The 16,717-nt window shown below is 60.4% G+C and carries 21 protein-coding genes; 11 read left to right on the forward strand and 10 right to left on the reverse strand.

Annotated elements, in window-relative coordinates; translation table 11 throughout:
• Positions 1-61: 61 nt before the first annotated feature.
• Positions 62-313: an outer membrane lipoprotei OprI gene (gene oprI / locus PSH81_RS08245; RefSeq protein ID WP_003172710.1), complete on the reverse strand. Its 252-nt coding sequence runs from the start codon at positions 311-313 to the stop codon at positions 62-64.
• Between the two features lie 612 nt (positions 314-925).
• Between oprI and PSH81_RS08250 the strand changes: the two genes are divergently transcribed.
• Positions 926-1,207 (forward strand): GNAT family N-acetyltransferase, encoded by a 282-nt coding sequence (locus PSH81_RS08250; protein ID WP_003233387.1) that lies wholly within the window; start codon positions 926-928, stop codon positions 1,205-1,207.
• A gap of 65 nt (positions 1,208-1,272) precedes the next feature.
• Here PSH81_RS08250 and PSH81_RS08255 read toward each other — a convergent pair whose 3' ends face one another.
• Positions 1,273-2,349, reverse strand: coding sequence for a 3-deoxy-7-phosphoheptulonate synthase (locus tag PSH81_RS08255; RefSeq protein WP_192298735.1), 1,077 nt, complete (start codon positions 2,347-2,349; stop codon positions 1,273-1,275).
• Between the two features lie 131 nt (positions 2,350-2,480).
• Positions 2,481-2,915, reverse strand: coding sequence for a PilZ domain-containing protein (locus PSH81_RS08260; protein WP_305392307.1), 435 nt, complete (start codon positions 2,913-2,915; stop codon positions 2,481-2,483).
• Between PSH81_RS08260 and PSH81_RS08265 the strand changes: the two genes are divergently transcribed.
• The 5 genes from PSH81_RS08265 (at position 2,914) to cysB (ending at position 6,833) form a co-directional block, all read left to right on the forward strand.
• Positions 2,914-3,300, forward strand: a complete 387-nt coding sequence (locus PSH81_RS08265) for a thioredoxin (RefSeq protein WP_192298737.1) — start codon at positions 2,914-2,916, stop codon at positions 3,298-3,300. The two genes, PSH81_RS08260 and PSH81_RS08265, sit on opposite strands and share 2 nt — an antisense overlap.
• Positions 3,297-4,250, forward strand: coding sequence for a putative 2-dehydropantoate 2-reductase (locus PSH81_RS08270; RefSeq protein WP_226455393.1), 954 nt, complete (start codon positions 3,297-3,299; stop codon positions 4,248-4,250). Before PSH81_RS08265 ends, PSH81_RS08270 begins: the two co-directional genes overlap by 4 nt.
• 15 nt (positions 4,251-4,265) lie before the next feature.
• On the forward strand, positions 4,266-5,183 hold the full coding sequence (locus PSH81_RS08275) for a 5'-nucleotidase (RefSeq protein WP_192298739.1): 918 nt from the start codon (positions 4,266-4,268) through the stop codon (positions 5,181-5,183).
• A 70-nt stretch (positions 5,184-5,253) separates the two neighbouring features.
• Positions 5,254-5,754, forward strand: a complete 501-nt coding sequence (locus tag PSH81_RS08280) for a universal stress protein (RefSeq protein ID WP_192298740.1) — start codon at positions 5,254-5,256, stop codon at positions 5,752-5,754.
• Positions 5,755-5,858: 104 nt separating this feature from the next.
• The gene (gene cysB, locus PSH81_RS08285; protein ID WP_017734418.1) at positions 5,859-6,833 is read left to right on the forward strand and encodes an HTH-type transcriptional regulator CysB; all 975 of its coding nucleotides are present in this window, start codon (positions 5,859-5,861) and stop codon (positions 6,831-6,833) included.
• A gap of 81 nt (positions 6,834-6,914) precedes the next feature.
• Here the strand turns inward: cysB and PSH81_RS08290 are convergent, their stop codons facing one another.
• Both PSH81_RS08290 and PSH81_RS08295 read right to left on the reverse strand, forming a co-directional pair.
• The gene (locus tag PSH81_RS08290) at positions 6,915-7,397 is read right to left on the reverse strand and encodes a GreA/GreB family elongation factor (RefSeq protein WP_192298741.1); all 483 of its coding nucleotides are present in this window, start codon (positions 7,395-7,397) and stop codon (positions 6,915-6,917) included.
• 5 nt (positions 7,398-7,402) lie between these two features.
• The gene (locus PSH81_RS08295; protein WP_226455394.1) at positions 7,403-7,771 is read right to left on the reverse strand and encodes a hypothetical protein; all 369 of its coding nucleotides are present in this window, start codon (positions 7,769-7,771) and stop codon (positions 7,403-7,405) included.
• A 132-nt stretch (positions 7,772-7,903) separates the two neighbouring features.
• On the opposite strand from PSH81_RS08295, the gene earP reads away from it, so the two are divergent.
• On the forward strand, positions 7,904-9,037 hold the full coding sequence (gene earP / locus PSH81_RS08300) for an elongation factor P maturation arginine rhamnosyltransferase EarP (RefSeq protein ID WP_192298743.1): 1,134 nt from the start codon (positions 7,904-7,906) through the stop codon (positions 9,035-9,037).
• Between the two features lie 49 nt (positions 9,038-9,086).
• Positions 9,087-9,659, forward strand: a complete 573-nt coding sequence (locus PSH81_RS08305; RefSeq protein WP_192298744.1) for an elongation factor P — start codon at positions 9,087-9,089, stop codon at positions 9,657-9,659.
• Positions 9,660-9,725: 66 nt separating this feature from the next.
• Here the strand turns inward: PSH81_RS08305 and PSH81_RS08310 are convergent, their stop codons facing one another.
• From PSH81_RS08310 to PSH81_RS08320, 3 genes are all read right to left on the reverse strand, one after another.
• Positions 9,726-10,145, reverse strand: a complete 420-nt coding sequence (locus tag PSH81_RS08310; RefSeq protein WP_010176159.1) for an organic hydroperoxide resistance protein — start codon at positions 10,143-10,145, stop codon at positions 9,726-9,728.
• A 269-nt stretch (positions 10,146-10,414) separates the two neighbouring features.
• Positions 10,415-10,867 carry a MarR family winged helix-turn-helix transcriptional regulator gene (locus tag PSH81_RS08315; protein ID WP_226455395.1) on the reverse strand — a complete coding sequence of 151 codons (453 nt, stop codon included), beginning with the start codon at positions 10,865-10,867 and terminating at the stop codon, positions 10,415-10,417.
• Between the two features lie 80 nt (positions 10,868-10,947).
• Positions 10,948-11,898 (reverse strand): LysR family transcriptional regulator, encoded by a 951-nt coding sequence (locus PSH81_RS08320; RefSeq protein ID WP_192298746.1) that lies wholly within the window; start codon positions 11,896-11,898, stop codon positions 10,948-10,950.
• Positions 11,899-12,005: 107 nt separating this feature from the next.
• On the opposite strand from PSH81_RS08320, the gene PSH81_RS08325 reads away from it, so the two are divergent.
• Positions 12,006-12,755, forward strand: a complete 750-nt coding sequence (locus tag PSH81_RS08325) for a sulfite exporter TauE/SafE family protein (RefSeq protein ID WP_226455396.1) — start codon at positions 12,006-12,008, stop codon at positions 12,753-12,755.
• Here the strand turns inward: PSH81_RS08325 and PSH81_RS08330 are convergent.
• On the reverse strand, positions 12,745-13,626 hold the full coding sequence (locus PSH81_RS08330; protein ID WP_305392308.1) for a LysR family transcriptional regulator: 882 nt from the start codon (positions 13,624-13,626) through the stop codon (positions 12,745-12,747). The two genes, PSH81_RS08325 and PSH81_RS08330, sit on opposite strands and share 11 nt — an antisense overlap.
• Before the next feature lie 70 nt (positions 13,627-13,696).
• Between PSH81_RS08330 and PSH81_RS08335 the strand changes: the two genes are divergently transcribed.
• A complete protein-coding gene (locus PSH81_RS08335) occupies positions 13,697-13,891 on the forward strand; it encodes a DUF1127 domain-containing protein (protein ID WP_226455397.1) in 195 nt (64 codons plus the stop codon).
• 44 nt (positions 13,892-13,935) lie between these two features.
• Positions 13,936-15,165 (forward strand): winged helix-turn-helix domain-containing protein, encoded by a 1,230-nt coding sequence (locus PSH81_RS08340; RefSeq protein ID WP_226455398.1) that lies wholly within the window; start codon positions 13,936-13,938, stop codon positions 15,163-15,165.
• A gap of 103 nt (positions 15,166-15,268) precedes the next feature.
• Here PSH81_RS08340 and PSH81_RS08345 read toward each other — a convergent pair whose 3' ends face one another.
• The gene (locus tag PSH81_RS08345; protein ID WP_122759419.1) at positions 15,269-16,615 is read right to left on the reverse strand and encodes a class II 3-deoxy-7-phosphoheptulonate synthase; all 1,347 of its coding nucleotides are present in this window, start codon (positions 16,613-16,615) and stop codon (positions 15,269-15,271) included.
• Positions 16,616-16,717 lie beyond the last annotated feature (102 nt).

Here is a 16,717-nt window from a genome sequence, read left to right on the forward strand (position 1 = left end):
TCCGGGCAATAAAAAAGCCGACCCATAAATGGATCGGCTTGATAACAACCCCGAAGGATTATTACTTGCGGCTAGCTTTTTCAAGCATGCGCAGTGCGCGCTCGTTAGCTTCGTCAGCAGTCTGTTGTGCTTTTTGAGCAGCAGCCAGAGCTTCATCAGCTTTACGGTAGGCTTCGTCTGCACGAGCCTGGGAGCGAGCTGCTGCGTCTTCAGTTGCAGTCAGACGAGCTTCGGTTTCTTTGGAGACGCTGCTGCAACCGGTAGCCAGAACTGCGGCCAGAGCCAGAGCAGAGAATTTCAGAACGTTGTTCATCGTGTTCCCCTTCAAGGACTTTCTATTAAATGGCTACTTTCTCCGAGTGAGCTAATAGCCGGCGTACATACTACCCATTACTTGTAGTAAGTAAACTGACGTAGCGCAAGAAGCAAAAAAAATTCTCGCGCCGAATCTATTTTGGCTAGTCTTTTGGAGGTTTGTATAAAAACTGTTCAATTTTTTTCAAGCGAATGACCATGTGAGCCCGGCTGAGAGGTCCGGCCCGCATGAGTTGGTTCGGCTAAGCCGGTATAGACTTATATATCGATGTTGATTCTTTTGTTCAGCTGACCGTAACCCGGCCTGGCATCTTTTGCGCATGTAGAGGTGACTTTAAGAGCGCCTGTTCGTCTCAAGCTTCAACTGCCGGCAATGTTCAGGCGTTCGATCACCGGTTGATCGATGCCCTTTCTATAACCGCCAGCCGTTGGGGATGACGAGAGCGCCTTGAGCAATGACAGGATTGGTGCCTACTATCTCACTGCGTGCTGGTTGTGAGCGCCAGAGGTTTCTCGTTGTCGAAACCGGCACGGGGTGGCGTAGATGTTCCTTCGCCGGAAAAACATCGGTAAGGTAGGGGTCAGAATCCAAGACCCGCGAGGAGTAGTGATGAGCGAGGCGTTGTCCATCCACCATGACCAGGCAGGTCATCAGTTCGAGACCAATGTGGACGGTCATCGTGCCTACCTGACCTACATGGACCTCGGTAAGCAGACCCTGGACATTTATCGGACCTTCGTGCCCAACGCACTGCGCGGCCGTGGGATTGCCGCGGCGCTGACCGAGGAAGCCCTGAAGTTTGCCGAAGAGTCCGGCTATACAGTGATACCGTCCTGCTCCTATGTCGAACGCTACATGGAGCGCCATCAGCGCCATGCCGCGAAGCTGTAAGGCATAAAACACCAGCATGAAAAACGCCGGGCTTAGCCCGGCGTTTTTGTGTGCGCAATTCAGGTTCAGTTGCGTTTGCGGGTCGGCAAGACGTCCTTGAGCTTGGCATGCATGCTGCGCAGGGTGTTTTCGGTGGCCGCCCAGTCGATGCAGGCATCGGTGATCGACACACCGTACTGCAAGTCGGCAAGGTCTTTTGGAATCGCCTGGCAACCCCAGTTCAGGTGGCTCTCGACCATCAGGCCGATGATCGACTGGTTGCCTTCGAGGATCTGGTTGGCGACGTTTTCCATCACCAGCGGCTGCAGGGCCGGGTCCTTGTTGGAGTTGGCGTGGCTGCAGTCGACCATGATGTTCGGTTTGATCTTGGCCTTGTTCAGTGCCTGCTCGCACAGCGCAACGCTGACCGAATCATAGTTGGGTTTGCCGTTGCCGCCGCGCAACACCACGTGACCATAGGCGTTGCCCTTGGTGGTGACGATGGACACGCCACCTTCCTGGTTGATCCCCAGGAAACGGTGCGGGCTGGAAACCGATTGCAGCGCGTTGATCGCCACGGTCAGGCCGCCGTCGGTGCCGTTCTTGAAACCCACGGCCGACGACAGGCCGGACGCCATTTCGCGGTGGGTCTGGGATTCAGTGGTACGTGCGCCGATGGCCGACCAACTGATCAAGTCCTGCAGGTACTGCGGGGAGATCGGGTCCAGTGCTTCGGTGGCGGTGGGCAGGCCCATTTCAGCCAGGTCGAGCAGCAACTGGCGACCGATGTGCAAGCCGTCCTGGATCTTGAACGAGTCGTCCAGATACGGGTCGTTGATCAAGCCTTTCCAGCCAACGGTGGTACGCGGTTTCTCGAAATAGACGCGCATCACCAGATACAGGGTGTCGGACACTTCCGCCGCCAGCACCTTGAGGCGTTCGGCGTACTCGTGGGCAGCCTTGAGGTCGTGGATCGAGCAAGGCCCGATGACGACGAAGAGGCGGTGGTCGGTGCCGTCGAGAATGTCACGGATGACTTCGCGGCCCTTGGTGACGGTCTGCAAGGCAGCGTCGCTCAGGGGGATTTCGCGCTTGAGCTGATCGGGCGTGATCAGGGTCTCGTTGGATTCAACGTTTAGGTCATTGATCGGTAAATCAGCCATCGTGTTACTCGTCAGGGTCACGGGTGCCGGCCGCCAGCCATCCCCGTGCGGCGGAGCACAGCATGATTTGAATGCAGGGGGGAGGAACCTTAGCGCGTAATACGGGCCCGCGACAATGGGCAAAGCCCGCTTTAATCCAGTGCTGGCGCCACAAAGGCCTCGTGGGAGAACTCGACGGCATGACGCGACACCCACTCGCGGGCCAGCGCCTCGAATTGCTGGGGTGTTGGTTCGGCATCTTCGTGCTGGCGGCAGTAGCGCTCTATCCGGCATGCTTGTTCACCCATTCGTGCACCGAACAGTGCATGTTCGTCGGTAAACGCGATGCCGATGCGGTAACCGTCTTCCGCCTTGCGGCACCATGCCACATAGCCTGGATAACGGGCGCTGGGCCCCAGGGATGGGATATGCAGGTCAACCGCCGTACCTTGGCGCCAGGCACGCGGCCAATGGCAGGCGATGCCGCCCAGGCCGTGAGTGAGCAGGCGTTGACGAGGGATGGCGGGAGAGGGACGTTGGATTAACTCGACGGCGACATCATCAGGGTGAGGTAAAAAACGACCCATGTACACGGACTCCGAACACCGTCCAGTTGACGGCGGTGGCAGCAGTATAGTGAAGGAACTGGAATTGACCGACCTGGATATTGACCAGCAATTGCTGGGATTGCCAGGCCTTTCGCTCGTCATATTCACCAGTGCCGGTTGTTCCAGTTGCCGCTGGGCGCGCCTGCAGTTGCCGGGCTGGCGATTGCCGGTGGACCGGGTGTGCTGGGTCGATGCCGGGCACAACGGTGGTGCGGTCGAACGCTACCAGATCTTTCATTTGCCCGCGTTGTTCCTGGTGTGCGAGGGTCAATTCCTTGGGCAACTGCAGACGCGCCTGACACCGTCTGACCTTGCCAGCGCCATTGACCACGCACTTACCCGTACTCCAGAGGATTTGCCATGACCGTACAATCCCCACGCATTGGCATCATCGGCACCGGCGCCATCGGTGGCTTCTACGGCGTGATGCTGGCGCGTGCCGGCTTCGATGTGCACTTCCTGTTGCGCAGCGAATACGCTGCCGTCAGCCAGCATGGCCTGCGTCTGAACAGCACAGTGCATGGTGCATTGCACCTGCACCCGGTCCAGGCCTATGCCAATGCCGCCGACATGCCGCCCTGCGATTGGCTGCTGGTGGGCACCAAATCCACCGGCAACGTTGACCTGGCGCCGACTATTGCCCAGGTCGCGGCGCCGGATGCCAAGGTGGTGCTGCTGCAAAACGGCCTGGACGTCGAAGACAGTCTACGCGAGCACCTGCCGGCGTCGCTGCACCTGCTCGGCGGCTTGTGTTATATCGGCGTGCACCGCTCCGGGCCCGGGGTTGTCGAGCACCAGGCCCTGGGCCGGGTCAACCTGGGTTATCACAGCGGTACCGCCGCCAATGATGAGGCACGCCAGAAAGCCATTGTCGAAGCCGGCGCCGCGTTGTTTCATAGGGCGGGCATCGAGTCCCAGGCCATGGCCAATGTGCATCAGGCCCGCTGGCATAAACTGGTGTGGAACGTGCCGTTCAATGGCCTCTCGGTGCTGTTGGGCACGGGCACCACGGCCATGATGGCGGATGAATCCAGCCGCGAGCTGATCCGCGCGCTGATGGCGGAAGTGGTGCAGGGCGCCCATGCCTGCGGCCATGAGATTGCCGCCAGCTATGCCGAGCAGATGTTCGCCATGACCGAAACCATGGACGACTATTTGCCCAGCATGTACCACGATCATGTGCACAAGCGCCCGCTGGAACTGGCGGCGATCTATGCCCGGCCACTGGCTGCCGCCAAGGCGGCCGGTTGTGAGTTGCCGCGAATGCAGGCGCTCTACCAGGCCTTGAGTTTTATCGACCGGCGCAACCGCTGAGCAGGGGAGAACAGGATGGCGAAGGGATTGGGCGACAAACTGGTGCTGGCGATCTCTTCGCGGGCACTGTTCGACCTGAGCGACAGCCATAAGGTCTATCTGGCCCAAGGGGTCGAGGCCTACCGCAAATATCAGATCGAACACGAGGACGAACCCCTCGAGCCCGGCGACGCCTTTGCATTGGTCAAGAAGCTGCTGAGCCTCAACGCCAGCCTCGGTCGTGCGCGGGTCGAAGTGGTGTTGGTTTCCCGCAATAGTGCCGACACTGGCCTTCGGGTGTTCAATTCGATCCAGCACTATGGTCTGGATATTTCCCGCGCCGCTTTCGTCGGCGGGCGTAGTCCTTATCCTTATTTGGCCGCCTTTGGTTGTCATCTGTTTCTTTCGACCCATGCTGAAGACGTGCGCAGTGCACTCGATGCCGGTTTTGCTGCGGCGACGATTTTGTCGGGCGGCGCACGACGGGCATCGAGTGATGAACTGCGCATTGCCTTCGACGGTGATGCAGTGCTGTTTTCCGATGAGTCGGAGCGTGTATACCAGGCTGGCGGCCTGGAAGCGTTCCAGGCCAACGAGCGTGAGTCGGCGCGTCAGCCTTTGCACGGGGGGCCTTTTAAAGGCTTTTTGGCGGCGCTCAATTTGTTGCAGCGTGAGTTCCCGGACGAGTCCTGCCCGATCCGCACGGCGCTGGTCACCGCCCGTTCGGCACCGTCCCATGAGCGGGTGATTCGTACCTTGCGTGAGTGGGATATTCGTCTGGACGAGTCGTTGTTTCTTGGTGGGCTGGAGAAGTCCGCGTTCCTGGAGGCGTTTGCCGCCGATGTGTTTTTCGATGACCAGGCCGGTCATTGCGAGAAAGCCAGGGAGGTGGTGGCCACCGGGCATGTGCCCCATGGCATCAGTAATGAGGTGAGGGTTCAGTCCGGGAGCTAAGCCAGTCGAAGTCGTTGATGCGCTGCTAAGCTCATTCAATCCCCGCCATCCTGGCAGTCCAGGAGGTTCTATGATTCGTTCGATGCTGTACGCCACGGACCTCGGTCTGTATGCGCCCTATGTGATGCAACATGCACTGGCGCTGGCGCGAACGTTCAAGGCGGATCTGTATGTGATTCACGTGGTCGAGCCCATCGGGCTGTTCGCCGAATCGGTGTTGCAGAGCTACCTTGATGAGCAGGCCCTGAGCGAGTGGCAAAGCCAGGGCCTGACCACAGTGATGGCGACGATCGAACAGCGGGTGCTGGACAGTTTTCGCGAGGAACTGGGAGACGGCGAGCAAGACCTGAAGTTGATCCGCTTGGTCCGGGTGATCCAGGGGGACCCGTGCGAGGTGATACTCGACCAGTTGCGCAAACTTTCCGTGGATCTGCTGATCGTAGGTAGTCACAGCCATGCAACCGCGACGGCCACCCCGCTTGGGCGGACTGCCGCGCGGGTGCTGCAACTGTCTACGGTGCCGGTTTACCTGGTGCCCTCGTTACAACGTCGACGTAGTGATGACGTGTGATGGTTAGATGTCGATAAAAAGTTCTAGATTTATCCATCAAACCTTTAATATAGTTATATACCGTCGCTGATACCCGTGGCGTCTATCTGCTTTGAGGGATACATATGAAGCTTCAACAACTGCGCTACATCTGGGAAGTGGCGCACCACGACCTCAACGTTTCCGCTACTGCTCAAAGCCTTTACACCTCGCAACCTGGTATCAGCAAGCAGATCCGCCTGCTCGAAGACGAGTTGGGCGTTGAAGTATTCGCCCGCAGCGGCAAGCACCTGACCCGTGTAACCCCGGCCGGTGAGCGCATCATCACAACTGCCGGCGAGATCCTGCGCAAAGTCGAAAGCATCAAGCAGATCGCCCAGGAATTCTCCAACGAGAAGAAGGGCACGCTGTCCATCGCAACCACGCACACCCAGGCACGTTATGCGCTGCCGCCGGTGATCCGTGATTTCATCAAGCAATACCCGGACGTGGCGCTGCACATGCACCAGGGTTCGCCGATGCAGATCGCCGAGATGGCCGCTGACGGCACCGTCGATTTTGCCATCGCCACCGAAGCCCTGGAGCTGTTCGGTGACCTGGTGATGATGCCGTGCTACCGCTGGAACCGCTGCGTGGTGGTGCCGCAGGGTCACCCGCTGGCCAAGCTGCCTAAGCTGACCCTGGAAGCCCTGGCTGAATACCCGATCGTGACTTACGTGTTCGGTTTCACCGGCCGTTCCAAGCTCGACGAGGCTTTCAGCCACCGTGGCCTCACGCCCAAAGTGGTGTTCACTGCGGCCGACGCCGACGTGATCAAGACTTACGTGCGCCTGGGCCTGGGCGTGGGTATCGTCGCCAAGATGGCGGTCGACACCAACCTGGATAAAGACCTGGTTGTGCTCGATGCCAGCGAGCTGTTCGAGTCCAGCGTGACCAAGATCGGCTTCCGTCGTGGCACCTTCCTGCGGGGGTTCATGTGCGACTTCATCGAGAAGTTCGCGCCGCACCTGACCCGCGAAGTCATGGCCAAGGCGATCCAGTGCCACAACAAGCAGGAACTGGAAGAGCTGTTCGAAGGTGTTGAACTGCCCGTCCACTGAAACCGCAAAGGGCAGGGGGCCGCTTCGCAGCACAGCGGGAGCAAGCTCCCTCGCCACTTCAAACTTGTCGCCTGATGTGGCTTATTTAACCTCGGTAACCACAAACAGTTGCCGAGCGCCCGCTACCAGAATCTCCACCTCATCGCCTTCGAACTTGCCCAGCAGGCTTTTGCCCAGCGGCGAGCGCGGGGTGATGACGGTCACCGGCTGCCCCACCACGTCCACTTTCAAACCCGCCGCGTCCGGCGCCAGGAACAGCCATTGCTGGCGACCGTTCTCGTCTTCCAGGCCCAGTAGCGTGCCGACTTCAATACCCCGCTGATCATCGTACCCGCGCAGTTGCAGGTTTTGGCACAGGGTCAGAGCCTGCTTGATCTCTTCGACACGCTTGGCTTGTCCGGCCGCCAGGTAGGACGCTTCCAGCCCCAGGGTGTCGTATTTGTTCTCGGCGATGTTTTCTTCGTGGGTCGCGGTTTCGTAGGCGGTTTGCGCAGCACGTCTGGCGATGTCGAGGTCGACGTTGAGCTTTTCCAGGATCAAGTGGTGGACGGCGTGTTTATTCATGGTCATCAATCGCAGAATTGCAGGACATTGGCCCGAGACTTTTCGTTGGGGGCGTTCTGGTCCTGTTGCAGCCAGAACTGGCATTTGGGGTTGGACAGGTTGCGCGCATTGTTGCGGGCCTGATCCAGGGTTTGCTGCTGTTCCTGCTTGTGCAGGTTCTGTTGATACTGTTCGAACATGCGATTCGGCGGTTCAGGCGCCACCCCTGCAGGCTTGCCCAATTGCTCGACCGCCTGTGCTACTGGCGCCAGGCTCTGCGGGAACAGATAGCGCGACGCCAGCCAGGCGGTCAACGCAATGGCGATAAACCCCAGCCAGACGCCAAACGCGATGGCGGCACTGAGCTTGAACAGCGACAACGGACGATCAGACATGGCGGCCTCCTGGCAGGCATTTGCGGCGTGGCGGCGATTGTCGCACAGCCACTGTGCAGAATAATCGCGATCAAGCCTTCTGCATCGGCGCATTTATGCGGACAATCGAGCCTTTGAGCGTTGGAGCCCGGAATGAAAGCCCGCTGGGATATTTTTTGCAGCGTCGTCGACAACTACGGCGACATCGGCGTGACCTGGCGCCTGGCCCGGCAACTGGTGGCGGAGCACGGCTGTGATGTGCGCCTGTGGGTCGATGACTTGCGTGCCTTCGAGCGCATGTGCCCCGAGATTGATGTGCAACGCGATCAGCAATCCCAGGCAGGCGTCGAAGTGCGCCATTGGCCAGCCGAGTGGACGGGCGCGACGGCGGCGGATGTGGTGATTGCCGCGTTCGCGTGCCAATTGCCGCCTGACTATATGGAAGCCATGGCTGAGCGTGAGCGCCCGCCGTTATGGATGAACCTGGATTACCTGAGTGCCGAAGACTGGGTGGTGGGTTGCCATCGCTTGCCTTCGGTGAAGTTCAAGGGCGTGCAGAAGTACTTCTTCTTTCCCGGCTTCCGCCCTGGTACGGGAGGCTTGTTGCGTGAAGCTGGATTGCTGGAACAGCGTCGGGCGTTTCAGCAGGACACCGCTGCGCAGCATCAATTCCTACATGATATGGGGATTGTTCCAGTCGCGGGCGCACGCCTGATCTCGCTGTTTGCCTACGAAAACGCCGGGCTCGCCGCTTGGCTGGACGTGTTATCGACGGGCGGGCATGCCACTCATCTATTGGTGCCGGAAGGGCGCATCCTCGGCGATGTGCAGCGCTGGCTGGGGGCCGAGGGCCTGGCGGTAGGCGACGTCCATCAGCGCGATGCCCTGACGGTGCAGGTGCTGCCGTTCGTCCGCCAGGCGCAATACGACCGCCTGCTGTGGTGCTGCGATTTCAACGCGGTGCGCGGCGAAGACTCGTTCGTGCGTGCCCAATGGGCCGGCCGGCCGTTGTTGTGGCATATCTATCGGCAGGACGAAGACATCCATCTGGACAAGCTCGATGCCTTCCTGGAACTGTACACCGCCGCATTATCACCGGCCGCCCGGGCCGCGTTGATCGCGTTGTGGCAGGCCTGGAACACGGATGGCGATATGGCGCTGTGCTGGAAAATGCTTGCGGAGCATTGGCCCGAGCTCAACCAGCACGCCGAATCCTGGTGTCTGGAACAGGCCTTGCAGGCCGATCTTGCGACGGCGCTGGTACAGTTTTATGAAAGTTGGATATGATACGCCACCTTGAATTTTGTAAATCCCATCCAAATTTCGGATATATGCAATGAAAACTGGTAAAGAACTGAAACCCGGTACAGTGATCCGTCTCGAAAACGACCCTTGGCTGGTTCAGAAAGCTGAGTTCACCAAGTCTGGTCGTAACAGCGCAATCATGAAGACCAAGCTGAAGAACCTGCTGACCGGTTACAAGACCGAGATCGTTTACAGCGCCGACGACAAACTGGACGACGTGATCCTCGACCGCAAAGAAGCGACCCTGTCCTTCATCAGCGGCGACACCTACACGTTCATGGACACCACTGACTACACCATGTACGAGCTGAACGCTGAAGACATCGAAGCCGTTCTGCCGTTCGTGGAAGAAGGCATGACCGACGTTTGCGAAGCAATCTTCTTCGAAGACCGTCTGGTTTCCGTAGAGCTGCCGACTACCATCGTGCGTAAAGTTGCCTACACCGAAGGTTCCGCTCGCGGCGACACTTCGGGCAAGGTCATGAAGCCGGCCAAGCTGGCTAACGGTACCGAGCTGCAAGTAGCCGATTTCATCGAAATCGACGACCTGATCGAGATCGACACCCGCGAAGGCGGTTCGTACAAAGGTCGCGCCAAGAAGTAATTCTGGCCCCGCCGATACGAAAAAAACCCGACTCTGAGTCGGGTTTTTTTATGGGCGCCGTTTAGGTCAGACGGTGACGTGCAGGCGCACATCCACATTGCCGCGGGTGGCGTTGGAGTATGGGCACACCTGATGTGCCGCGTCGACCAGGCTTTGCGCGTCGTCCTGAGCCAGGCCTGGCAGGCTGATGTGCAGGTCGATGTCCAAGCCAAAACCACCGGGGATTTGACCGATGCCCACATGGGCCGTGATCGAAGCGTCATCCGGGATTTTGCGTTTGGTCTGGCTGGCGACGAATTTCAGTGCACCGATAAAGCACGCCGAGTAGCCGGCCGCGAACAGTTGCTCAGGGTTGGTCGCCTGGCCACCGGCACCGCCCAGTTCCTTGGGGGTGGAGAGTTTGACGTCGAGGATATTGTCGCTGGAAACCGCACGACCATCACGGCCGCCGGTGGCGGTGGCTACTGCGGTGTAGAGAGTTTGCATGGTGTCGTCCTCTTGGTTTGTTGCGCAAAATGTTTGCGCGCTAAGTAGTTGGTGAGGCGAATGTATAGCGCTAATGTTTTGCGCGCAAGATAAATTTGCAAATTATTTCCAGAAACCACGTGAACCCAATGTGTGTGTAAAAGCGGGCTTGCTCGCGAATGCGGCCTGCCAGCTACTAATCAAGTGACTGACCCACCACATTCGCGAGCAAGCCCGCTCCCACACAAGGCAGCTCCCACATTTGGCTGCTGGGTGGCTGGTCTACAGTGTCAGACGTTGGCTTGCAGGTTGCTGCGCAGCGCAATCAGATCGGCCTGCAATTTGCGCAACTGCGCCAACTCCAGGCCGCTGGCACCGAGGATGCACTGCGGAATGCCCATGGCCTTGTCCTGCAAGGCGCGCCCGGCGTCGGTCAGTTCCACCACCACCACCCGTTCATCCTCACGGCTGCGTGTGCGGCTCAGCAATCCCTCGGCTTCCAGGCGCTTGAGCAGCGGCGTGAGGGAGCCCGGATCAGTCAGCAGGCGGCTGCTGATTTCGCCGACAGTCAATCCATCCTCTTCCCACAGCACCATCATGGCCAGGTATTGCGGATAGGTCAGGCCAAGGGCTTGCAGCATTGGCTTGTAAACCTTGGTCATCAGCAGCGAGGTGGAGTGCAGGGCGAAGCACAGCTGGTTATCCAGCAGCAGGGATTCGCACGGGGCGGGATTTTTGCTCATGGCGGTGCCTTAAAAAAACATGTCTGGGCTGGAATCTAGCGGGCGAATGTTTAATGCGCCAGATAATTCTGCCCAGGCGGTCAGATCAAGCCGCTTTGCAGCGCCAGGTCCCAGGGCGGCACCGGGCTGAAACGGGTTTTCAGGTATTCCAGCAATAATCGGCTGCGCGCGTTGGGCTGTTGTTCCAGGCGCAGCGCATAGATCCCGGTGGTCTCCGGGCTCGGCAAGCCGCCTTCACAAAACAGCGGTACGAGTTCGCCACGCACCAGATATTCGCTGGCCAGCCAGGTGGGCAGGTGTGCGATGCCCAATCCGGCCAGGGCACCGGAGAGCAGGGCTTCGGCATTGTTTGCACTCATGCGGATGCGCTGTGGGCGATAGGTCGCGCGGCGCCCATCCAGCTCGAAACGCCAGGCGAATATGGGGGCCAGGCCATCCCAGTCGAGCCCGTCATGGTCACTCAATTCGCGGGGGTGGGTCGGCGTACCGCGGTTTTTCAGGTAGGCCGGGCTGGCACAGGCGATACGCACGATACTGGCGAGGGGCGTGGCGATCAGCCGGGTGTCGACGATATGCCCGGCACGCAGCACCAGGTCGACCTTGCCCAAGTGCGCACCCTGCATGTCCACAAAGCTGTCGATCAGGTGCAGGTGCACATCCAGCCCGGGGTACACATTCAGGAAGTCCGCAATCACCGGCGCCAGATGCCGACGCCCAAACGCCGCCGGCGCATCCACCCGAATCAGGCCTTCCGGTGCATGGCTCAGGGACACCGCTTCGGCCCGGGCCAGTTGCAACTCGCTGACAATCCGCCGCGCCCGCTCGGCAAACGCCAGGCCCGCCGGGGTGGGTACCACGGCGTGGGTGCTGCGCTGGAACAGGCGGCTGCCCACCGAGCTTTCCAGGCTGTCGATACGCCGCGCCACCGCCGAGGGCGTCAATGGATGGCGGCGTGCGGCGGCGGAGAAGCTGCCGGTCTCCAGCACATCGAGAAACAGGCTCAGTTGGTCAGTCAGGATATTTGGATTCATGGTGAGCGCTTATGCGAGATCGGCACAGCCATTGTGCGTTGCTATGCGTTTCCGTGCCATAGCCGACTGCGTAGCATGGAGGTCTTGGGATTGTGGAGTGGCGAGCGGTGTTGGATTTAGCGATGTACCTGGTATTGGGCGTGGCCTTGGGCACCGTGGGTGGTCTGTTCGGCATTGGTGGCGGGCTGATTGCCATCCCGGTGCTGGGGGTGTTTTTCGGCCTGGACCAGCAGATCGCCCAAGGCACGGCCTTGGTGATGGTGGTACCCAACGTGATGCTGGCGCTGTGGCGGTACCATCAACGCAACCGCATTCAACTGCGCCATGCGCTGCCGCTGGGGATCATGGGCTTCAGCTTTGCGTGGCTGGGTTCGATCTGGGCGGTGGGCCTGGATGCCGGGGCGATGCGCCTCGGTTTTATCGCCTTCCTGTTGGCACTGTCGGCCTACAACCTGTTGCGCATGTTCACACGCAACGCGCCGCCGAGTGCCGAGATGCGCTACAGCTGGCCATGGCTCGGTGTCCTGGGCGCGGCGTCCGGGTCCATGGGCGGTCTGTTTGGTGTGGGCGGCGCGGTGATTGCGACGCCTGTGTTGACTAGCCTGTTCGGCACCTCCCAGGTCGTCGCCCAAGGGTTGTCCCTGGCTCTGGCATTGCCCAGCACCGGCGTGACCCTGGTGACCTACGCCTGGCACCAGGAGGTGGATTGGTTGATCGGCGTGCCTCTGGCGGTGGGGGGGCTGCTCAGCATCAGTTGGGGGGTGAAAGTCGCCCACGCCATGCCGGAACGGCTGCTGCGCGGGCTGTTCTGCGGTTTCCTGGTGGTGTGTGCGGTGATGTTGATGTTTAAAGTTTGAAACCTTCGATGATGTACTCGGCCAGGCATTCGGTGATGGGCGAGGCCATCAGCGGGTTACGCAGCAAGTGCAGATTCATCGACGGCAAGGGTGGGAATCCTTCTTCGTTGCCGAGCACGCGAAGGTCCTCGGTCACTAGGCTTTCCATGCTGATCATCACCGCCAGGCCGGCGCTTACCACTGCCTGGATCGCCGCGCCATTGGTGCTGTGGTAGGCCAGGCGATAATCGCGCCCGGCGACTTCCAGGGCGGAGCGGGCCCATTGGGTGTACAGGCAATCGCCGCCGGAAACCGCCAGGGGCAAGGTGTCGTGCTCATCCATGCAAAAGCAGGGGGCGGCGGCCCAGACCATACGTTCGGTGCGCAGCAGTTCCCCCATTTCATTACCCGGCTCGCGGCTGATCACGGTCAATGCCAGGTCCCGGCGCTGCATCAGCACCGTCGACGATTCGCAGTGCATTTCGATCTGGATCAGCGGATAGGCCTTGGAAAACGGCTTGAGAATCCCCGGCAGGAAGCGCATCACGTAGTCGTCCGGTGTGCCGATGCGCACCAGTCCGACCATATGCGGCTCGCGCAGGGTGTTGAACACCTCGCTGTGCAGCTTGAGGATGCGCCGCGCATAGCCCAGCAGCACTTGGCCCTCCGGCGTCAGCCGCACCTGCCGGCCATCGCGCTCGAACAACTTGCGCTGCAACACGTCTTCTTCGAGGCGCTTCATTTGCATGCTCACCGCCGACTGGGTGCGGTTTACGTGCTCGCCGGCACGGGTGAATCCGCCCTGCTCGGCGATGGCGACGAAGGTGCGCAGCACTTCAGTGTCGATGCTTGGGTAGGCGGACAATTGATCAATCTCTGAGATGTATTGCATAAGAAACATTCGTTGGATTGATCATAAGGCCGGGCACACACTTGCGCCATCCCCAAGGGAGGGCGAGAAGATGAAAGGTCAAAAAGGTTTCGTGCTGATGGCGAAGCGACCCTTTTGCGGTGTGCTGAACGCACTGCACCGTTGGCAGGAACGCCAGGTATTGGCGAGTTTGAGCGATGACGCGCTCAAGGATATTGGTCTCAGTCGCGCCGACGTTGAGCGCGAGCGCCGTCTGCACGACTGGCAAGACCCGCTGCGAAAATGACCGTGGATGCAGTAGGGTAAGGGGGCGCCCACACGGAGAGTCCCATGCCCGCCGACCTATCGTTTTCACTCAAGCAAGCTCGACGCATGGCACTGGCCGCCCAGGGATTTTCCGGGCGCCAGGCGCCTGCACAGATCAAGCCCGCGCACCTCAACCGCTTGATCGAGCGCCTCGGTGTGTTACAGATCGATTCGGTCAACGCCGTGGTGCGCTCCCATTACCTGCCGCTGTTCTCCCGCTTGGGCAGTTACTCCCCGTCGCTGCTTGAGCAAGCGGCCTGGAGCCAGGGGCGCCGCCGTTCACTCTTTGAATACTGGGGGCATGAGGCCTCACTGCTGCCGATGGCGCTGTATCCATTGTTGCGCTGGCGCATGCAGCGGGCGCAGCAAGGGCAGGGGATTTACGCGCAGATGGCGCGTTTCGGGCGGGAGCAACAGGCGATCATCCAGCGCGTGCTCAAGACGGTCGAACAGCAGGGCGCCGTCGGCGCGGGCAGTTTGTCCACCCGCGAAGAGCGCGCTGGCCCATGGTGGGACTGGAGTGACGAAAAGCACGCGCTGGAATGGCTGTTCGCTGCCGGGCTGGTCACGGTTGCCGGTCGGCGCGGGTTTGAGCGTCTCTATGATTTGCCGGAGCGCGTCATTCCCGGCGAGATCCTGCAAGCGACTGTCGGCGAAGCCGAAGCCCAGCGCGGCTTGCTGCTGCACAGCGCCACCGCACTCGGTGTGGGCACCGAAAAAGACCTGCGCGATTACTTCCGCCTGGACCCCACCGACAGCCGCCATCGTCTGGCCGAACTGGTGGAAGACGGCCAATTGCTCGTCTGCCAGGTGCAGGGCTGGAAACAACCGGCGTACTGCCTGCCCGAGTCGAAAGTCCCCGGCAAGCTCTCGGCCAGTGCTTTGCTGTCGCCGTTCGACTCGTTGATCTGGGAGCGCAGCCGCACCGAGCGGCTGTTTGATTTCCGTTATCGATTGGAGATTTACACGCCCCAGCAGAAGCGGGTGTACGGCTACTACGTGCTGCCGTTTTTGCACAACGAGCGGATTGCTGCGCGTGTTGACCTGCGTGCCGAACGCGCCAATGGTCGGTTGGCGGTGCATGCGGTGCATGAAGAAGAGCCGGGGCTGGATGAGCAGGGGATGTTGGCGCTGGCGCTGAACTTGCGGCAGATGGCGGATTGGCTGGGGCTGGAGCGGGTGCAGTTGAATTGCCAGCGGGCGAGTGCGGTGCGGTTGAGGGCGGCAATGATCAGTATAAGTGCGGGCCTCTAGGGCCTCTTCGCGGGCAAGCCCGCTTCCACAGTTGAGCGTGTTCACAAATCAAAATGTGGGAGCGGGCGTGCCCGCGAAGGCGTCAGCCCAGGCAACTAAAATCTCAGCGCTTGACCTGCTTCAAGGTCTCGGCAATCAAAAAAGCCAACTCCAACGACTGGTCCGCATTCATCCGCGGATCACAGTGGGTGTGATAACGGTCCGACAACCCGTCTTCGGTAATCGGCCGTGCACCACCGATGCATTCGGTGACGTTCTGCCCGGTCATCTCGATATGAATCCCGCCGGCATAACTGCCCTCGGCCTGATGCACCTGGAAGAACTCCTTCACTTCGCCAAGGATCTGCGCAAAGTCGCGGGTCTTGTAGCCGCTGCTGGCCTTGATGGTGTTGCCGTGCATCGGGTCGGAACTCCACAGCACCTGCTTGCCCTCGCGCTGTACGGCGCGGATGAGGTTTGGCAGGTGGTCGCCGACCTTGCCGGCGCCCATACGCGCGATCAGGTTGAGGCGGCCGGGGTCGTTGTCCGGGTTGAGGATGTCGATCAGGCGGATCAGGTCGTCGGGGTTCATGCTCGGGCCGACCTTGACCCCAATCGGGTTGTTCACGCCGCGCAGGAACTCGACATGGGCGCCGTCCAGCTGGCGGGTGCGGTCGCCGATCCAGAGCATGTGGGCCGAGCAGTCGTAGTAGTCGTTGGTCAGGCTGTCGCGGCGTACGAAGGCTTGCTCGTAGTTGAGCAGCAGCGCTTCGTGGGCGGTGAAGAAGCTGGTTTCGCGCAGTTGCGGCGAACTGTCCATGCCACAGGCACGCATGAACGCCAGGGTTTCGTCGATGCGGTCGGCCAGTTGGCTGTATTTTTCCGCCAGGGCGGAGTTGGCGATGAAGTCCAGGTTCCACTTGTGCACCTGGTGCAGGTCGGCGAAACCGCCCTGGGCAAACGCGCGCAACAAATTGAGGGTGGCGGTGGACTGGTGGTAGGACTGCAGCAGGCGGTCCGGGTCCGGCACACGGCTTTTTTCGTCGAAGCCGATACCGTTGACGATGTCGCCCCGGTAGGCGGGCAGGGTGATGCCGTCGATGGTTTCATCGTTGGCCGAGCGCGGCTTGGCGAACTGGCCGGCCATGCGCCCGACTTTCACCACCGGGCAGCCGGCGGCGAAGGTCATCACGATGGCCATTTGCAGCAGCACCTTGAAGGTGTCGCGGATTTTCGCGGCAGAGAACTCGGCGAAGCTTTCGGCGCAGTCGCCGCCCTGCAGCAGGAAGGCGCGGCCCTGGGTCACTTCGGCAAACTGACGGCGCAACTCGCGGGCTTCCCCGGCAAACACCAGCGGCGGGTAGCTGGCCAGGTTCTGCTCCACTTGCAGCAAGTGTGCAGCGTCCGGGTACTGGGGTTGTTGCTGGATCGGCAGGGCGCGCCAGCTGTCGGGGCTCCAGGGTTGGCTCATCTTGAACTCGATTGGCTGATTGACGGTGGGCGCCAATGTTATCAGCAATTAGTGCGTGACCTGTTGCCGCCGGTTGGCCGACAATCGCGCCTTTGCCGTGTA

This window comes from Pseudomonas sp. FP2335 (assembly GCF_030687535.1).
In the GTDB taxonomy this organism is placed as follows: domain Bacteria; phylum Pseudomonadota; class Gammaproteobacteria; order Pseudomonadales; family Pseudomonadaceae; genus Aquipseudomonas.

Coding starts and splice junctions, on each gene's coding strand:
- PSH81_RS08345 (WP_122759419.1), bottom strand. CDS start 16,615: ATGAGCCAACCCTGGAGCCCCGACAGCTGGCGCGCCCTGCCGATCCAG.
- PSH81_RS08280 (WP_192298740.1), top strand. CDS start 5,254: ATGATTCGTTCGATGCTGTACGCCACGGACCTCGGTCTGTATGCGCCC.
- PSH81_RS08275 (WP_192298739.1), top strand. CDS start 4,266: ATGGCGAAGGGATTGGGCGACAAACTGGTGCTGGCGATCTCTTCGCGG.
- PSH81_RS08260 (WP_305392307.1), bottom strand. CDS start 2,915: ATGGGTCGTTTTTTACCTCACCCTGATGATGTCGCCGTCGAGTTAATC.
- earP (WP_192298743.1), top strand. CDS start 7,904: ATGAAAGCCCGCTGGGATATTTTTTGCAGCGTCGTCGACAACTACGGC.
- oprI (WP_003172710.1), bottom strand. CDS start 313: ATGAACAACGTTCTGAAATTCTCTGCTCTGGCTCTGGCCGCAGTTCTG.
- PSH81_RS08290 (WP_192298741.1), bottom strand. CDS start 7,397: ATGAATAAACACGCCGTCCACCACTTGATCCTGGAAAAGCTCAACGTC.
- PSH81_RS08315 (WP_226455395.1), bottom strand. CDS start 10,867: ATGAGCAAAAATCCCGCCCCGTGCGAATCCCTGCTGCTGGATAACCAG.
- PSH81_RS08295 (WP_226455394.1), bottom strand. CDS start 7,771: ATGTCTGATCGTCCGTTGTCGCTGTTCAAGCTCAGTGCCGCCATCGCG.
- PSH81_RS08270 (WP_226455393.1), top strand. CDS start 3,297: ATGACCGTACAATCCCCACGCATTGGCATCATCGGCACCGGCGCCATC.
- PSH81_RS08265 (WP_192298737.1), top strand. CDS start 2,914: ATGTACACGGACTCCGAACACCGTCCAGTTGACGGCGGTGGCAGCAGT.
- cysB (WP_017734418.1), top strand. CDS start 5,859: ATGAAGCTTCAACAACTGCGCTACATCTGGGAAGTGGCGCACCACGAC.
- PSH81_RS08335 (WP_226455397.1), top strand. CDS start 13,697: ATGAAAGGTCAAAAAGGTTTCGTGCTGATGGCGAAGCGACCCTTTTGC.
- PSH81_RS08320 (WP_192298746.1), bottom strand. CDS start 11,898: ATGAATCCAAATATCCTGACTGACCAACTGAGCCTGTTTCTCGATGTG.
- PSH81_RS08330 (WP_305392308.1), bottom strand. CDS start 13,626: ATGCAATACATCTCAGAGATTGATCAATTGTCCGCCTACCCAAGCATC.
- PSH81_RS08250 (WP_003233387.1), top strand. CDS start 926: ATGAGCGAGGCGTTGTCCATCCACCATGACCAGGCAGGTCATCAGTTC.
- PSH81_RS08255 (WP_192298735.1), bottom strand. CDS start 2,349: ATGGCTGATTTACCGATCAATGACCTAAACGTTGAATCCAACGAGACC.
- PSH81_RS08340 (WP_226455398.1), top strand. CDS start 13,936: ATGCCCGCCGACCTATCGTTTTCACTCAAGCAAGCTCGACGCATGGCA.
- PSH81_RS08310 (WP_010176159.1), bottom strand. CDS start 10,145: ATGCAAACTCTCTACACCGCAGTAGCCACCGCCACCGGCGGCCGTGAT.
- PSH81_RS08305 (WP_192298744.1), top strand. CDS start 9,087: ATGAAAACTGGTAAAGAACTGAAACCCGGTACAGTGATCCGTCTCGAA.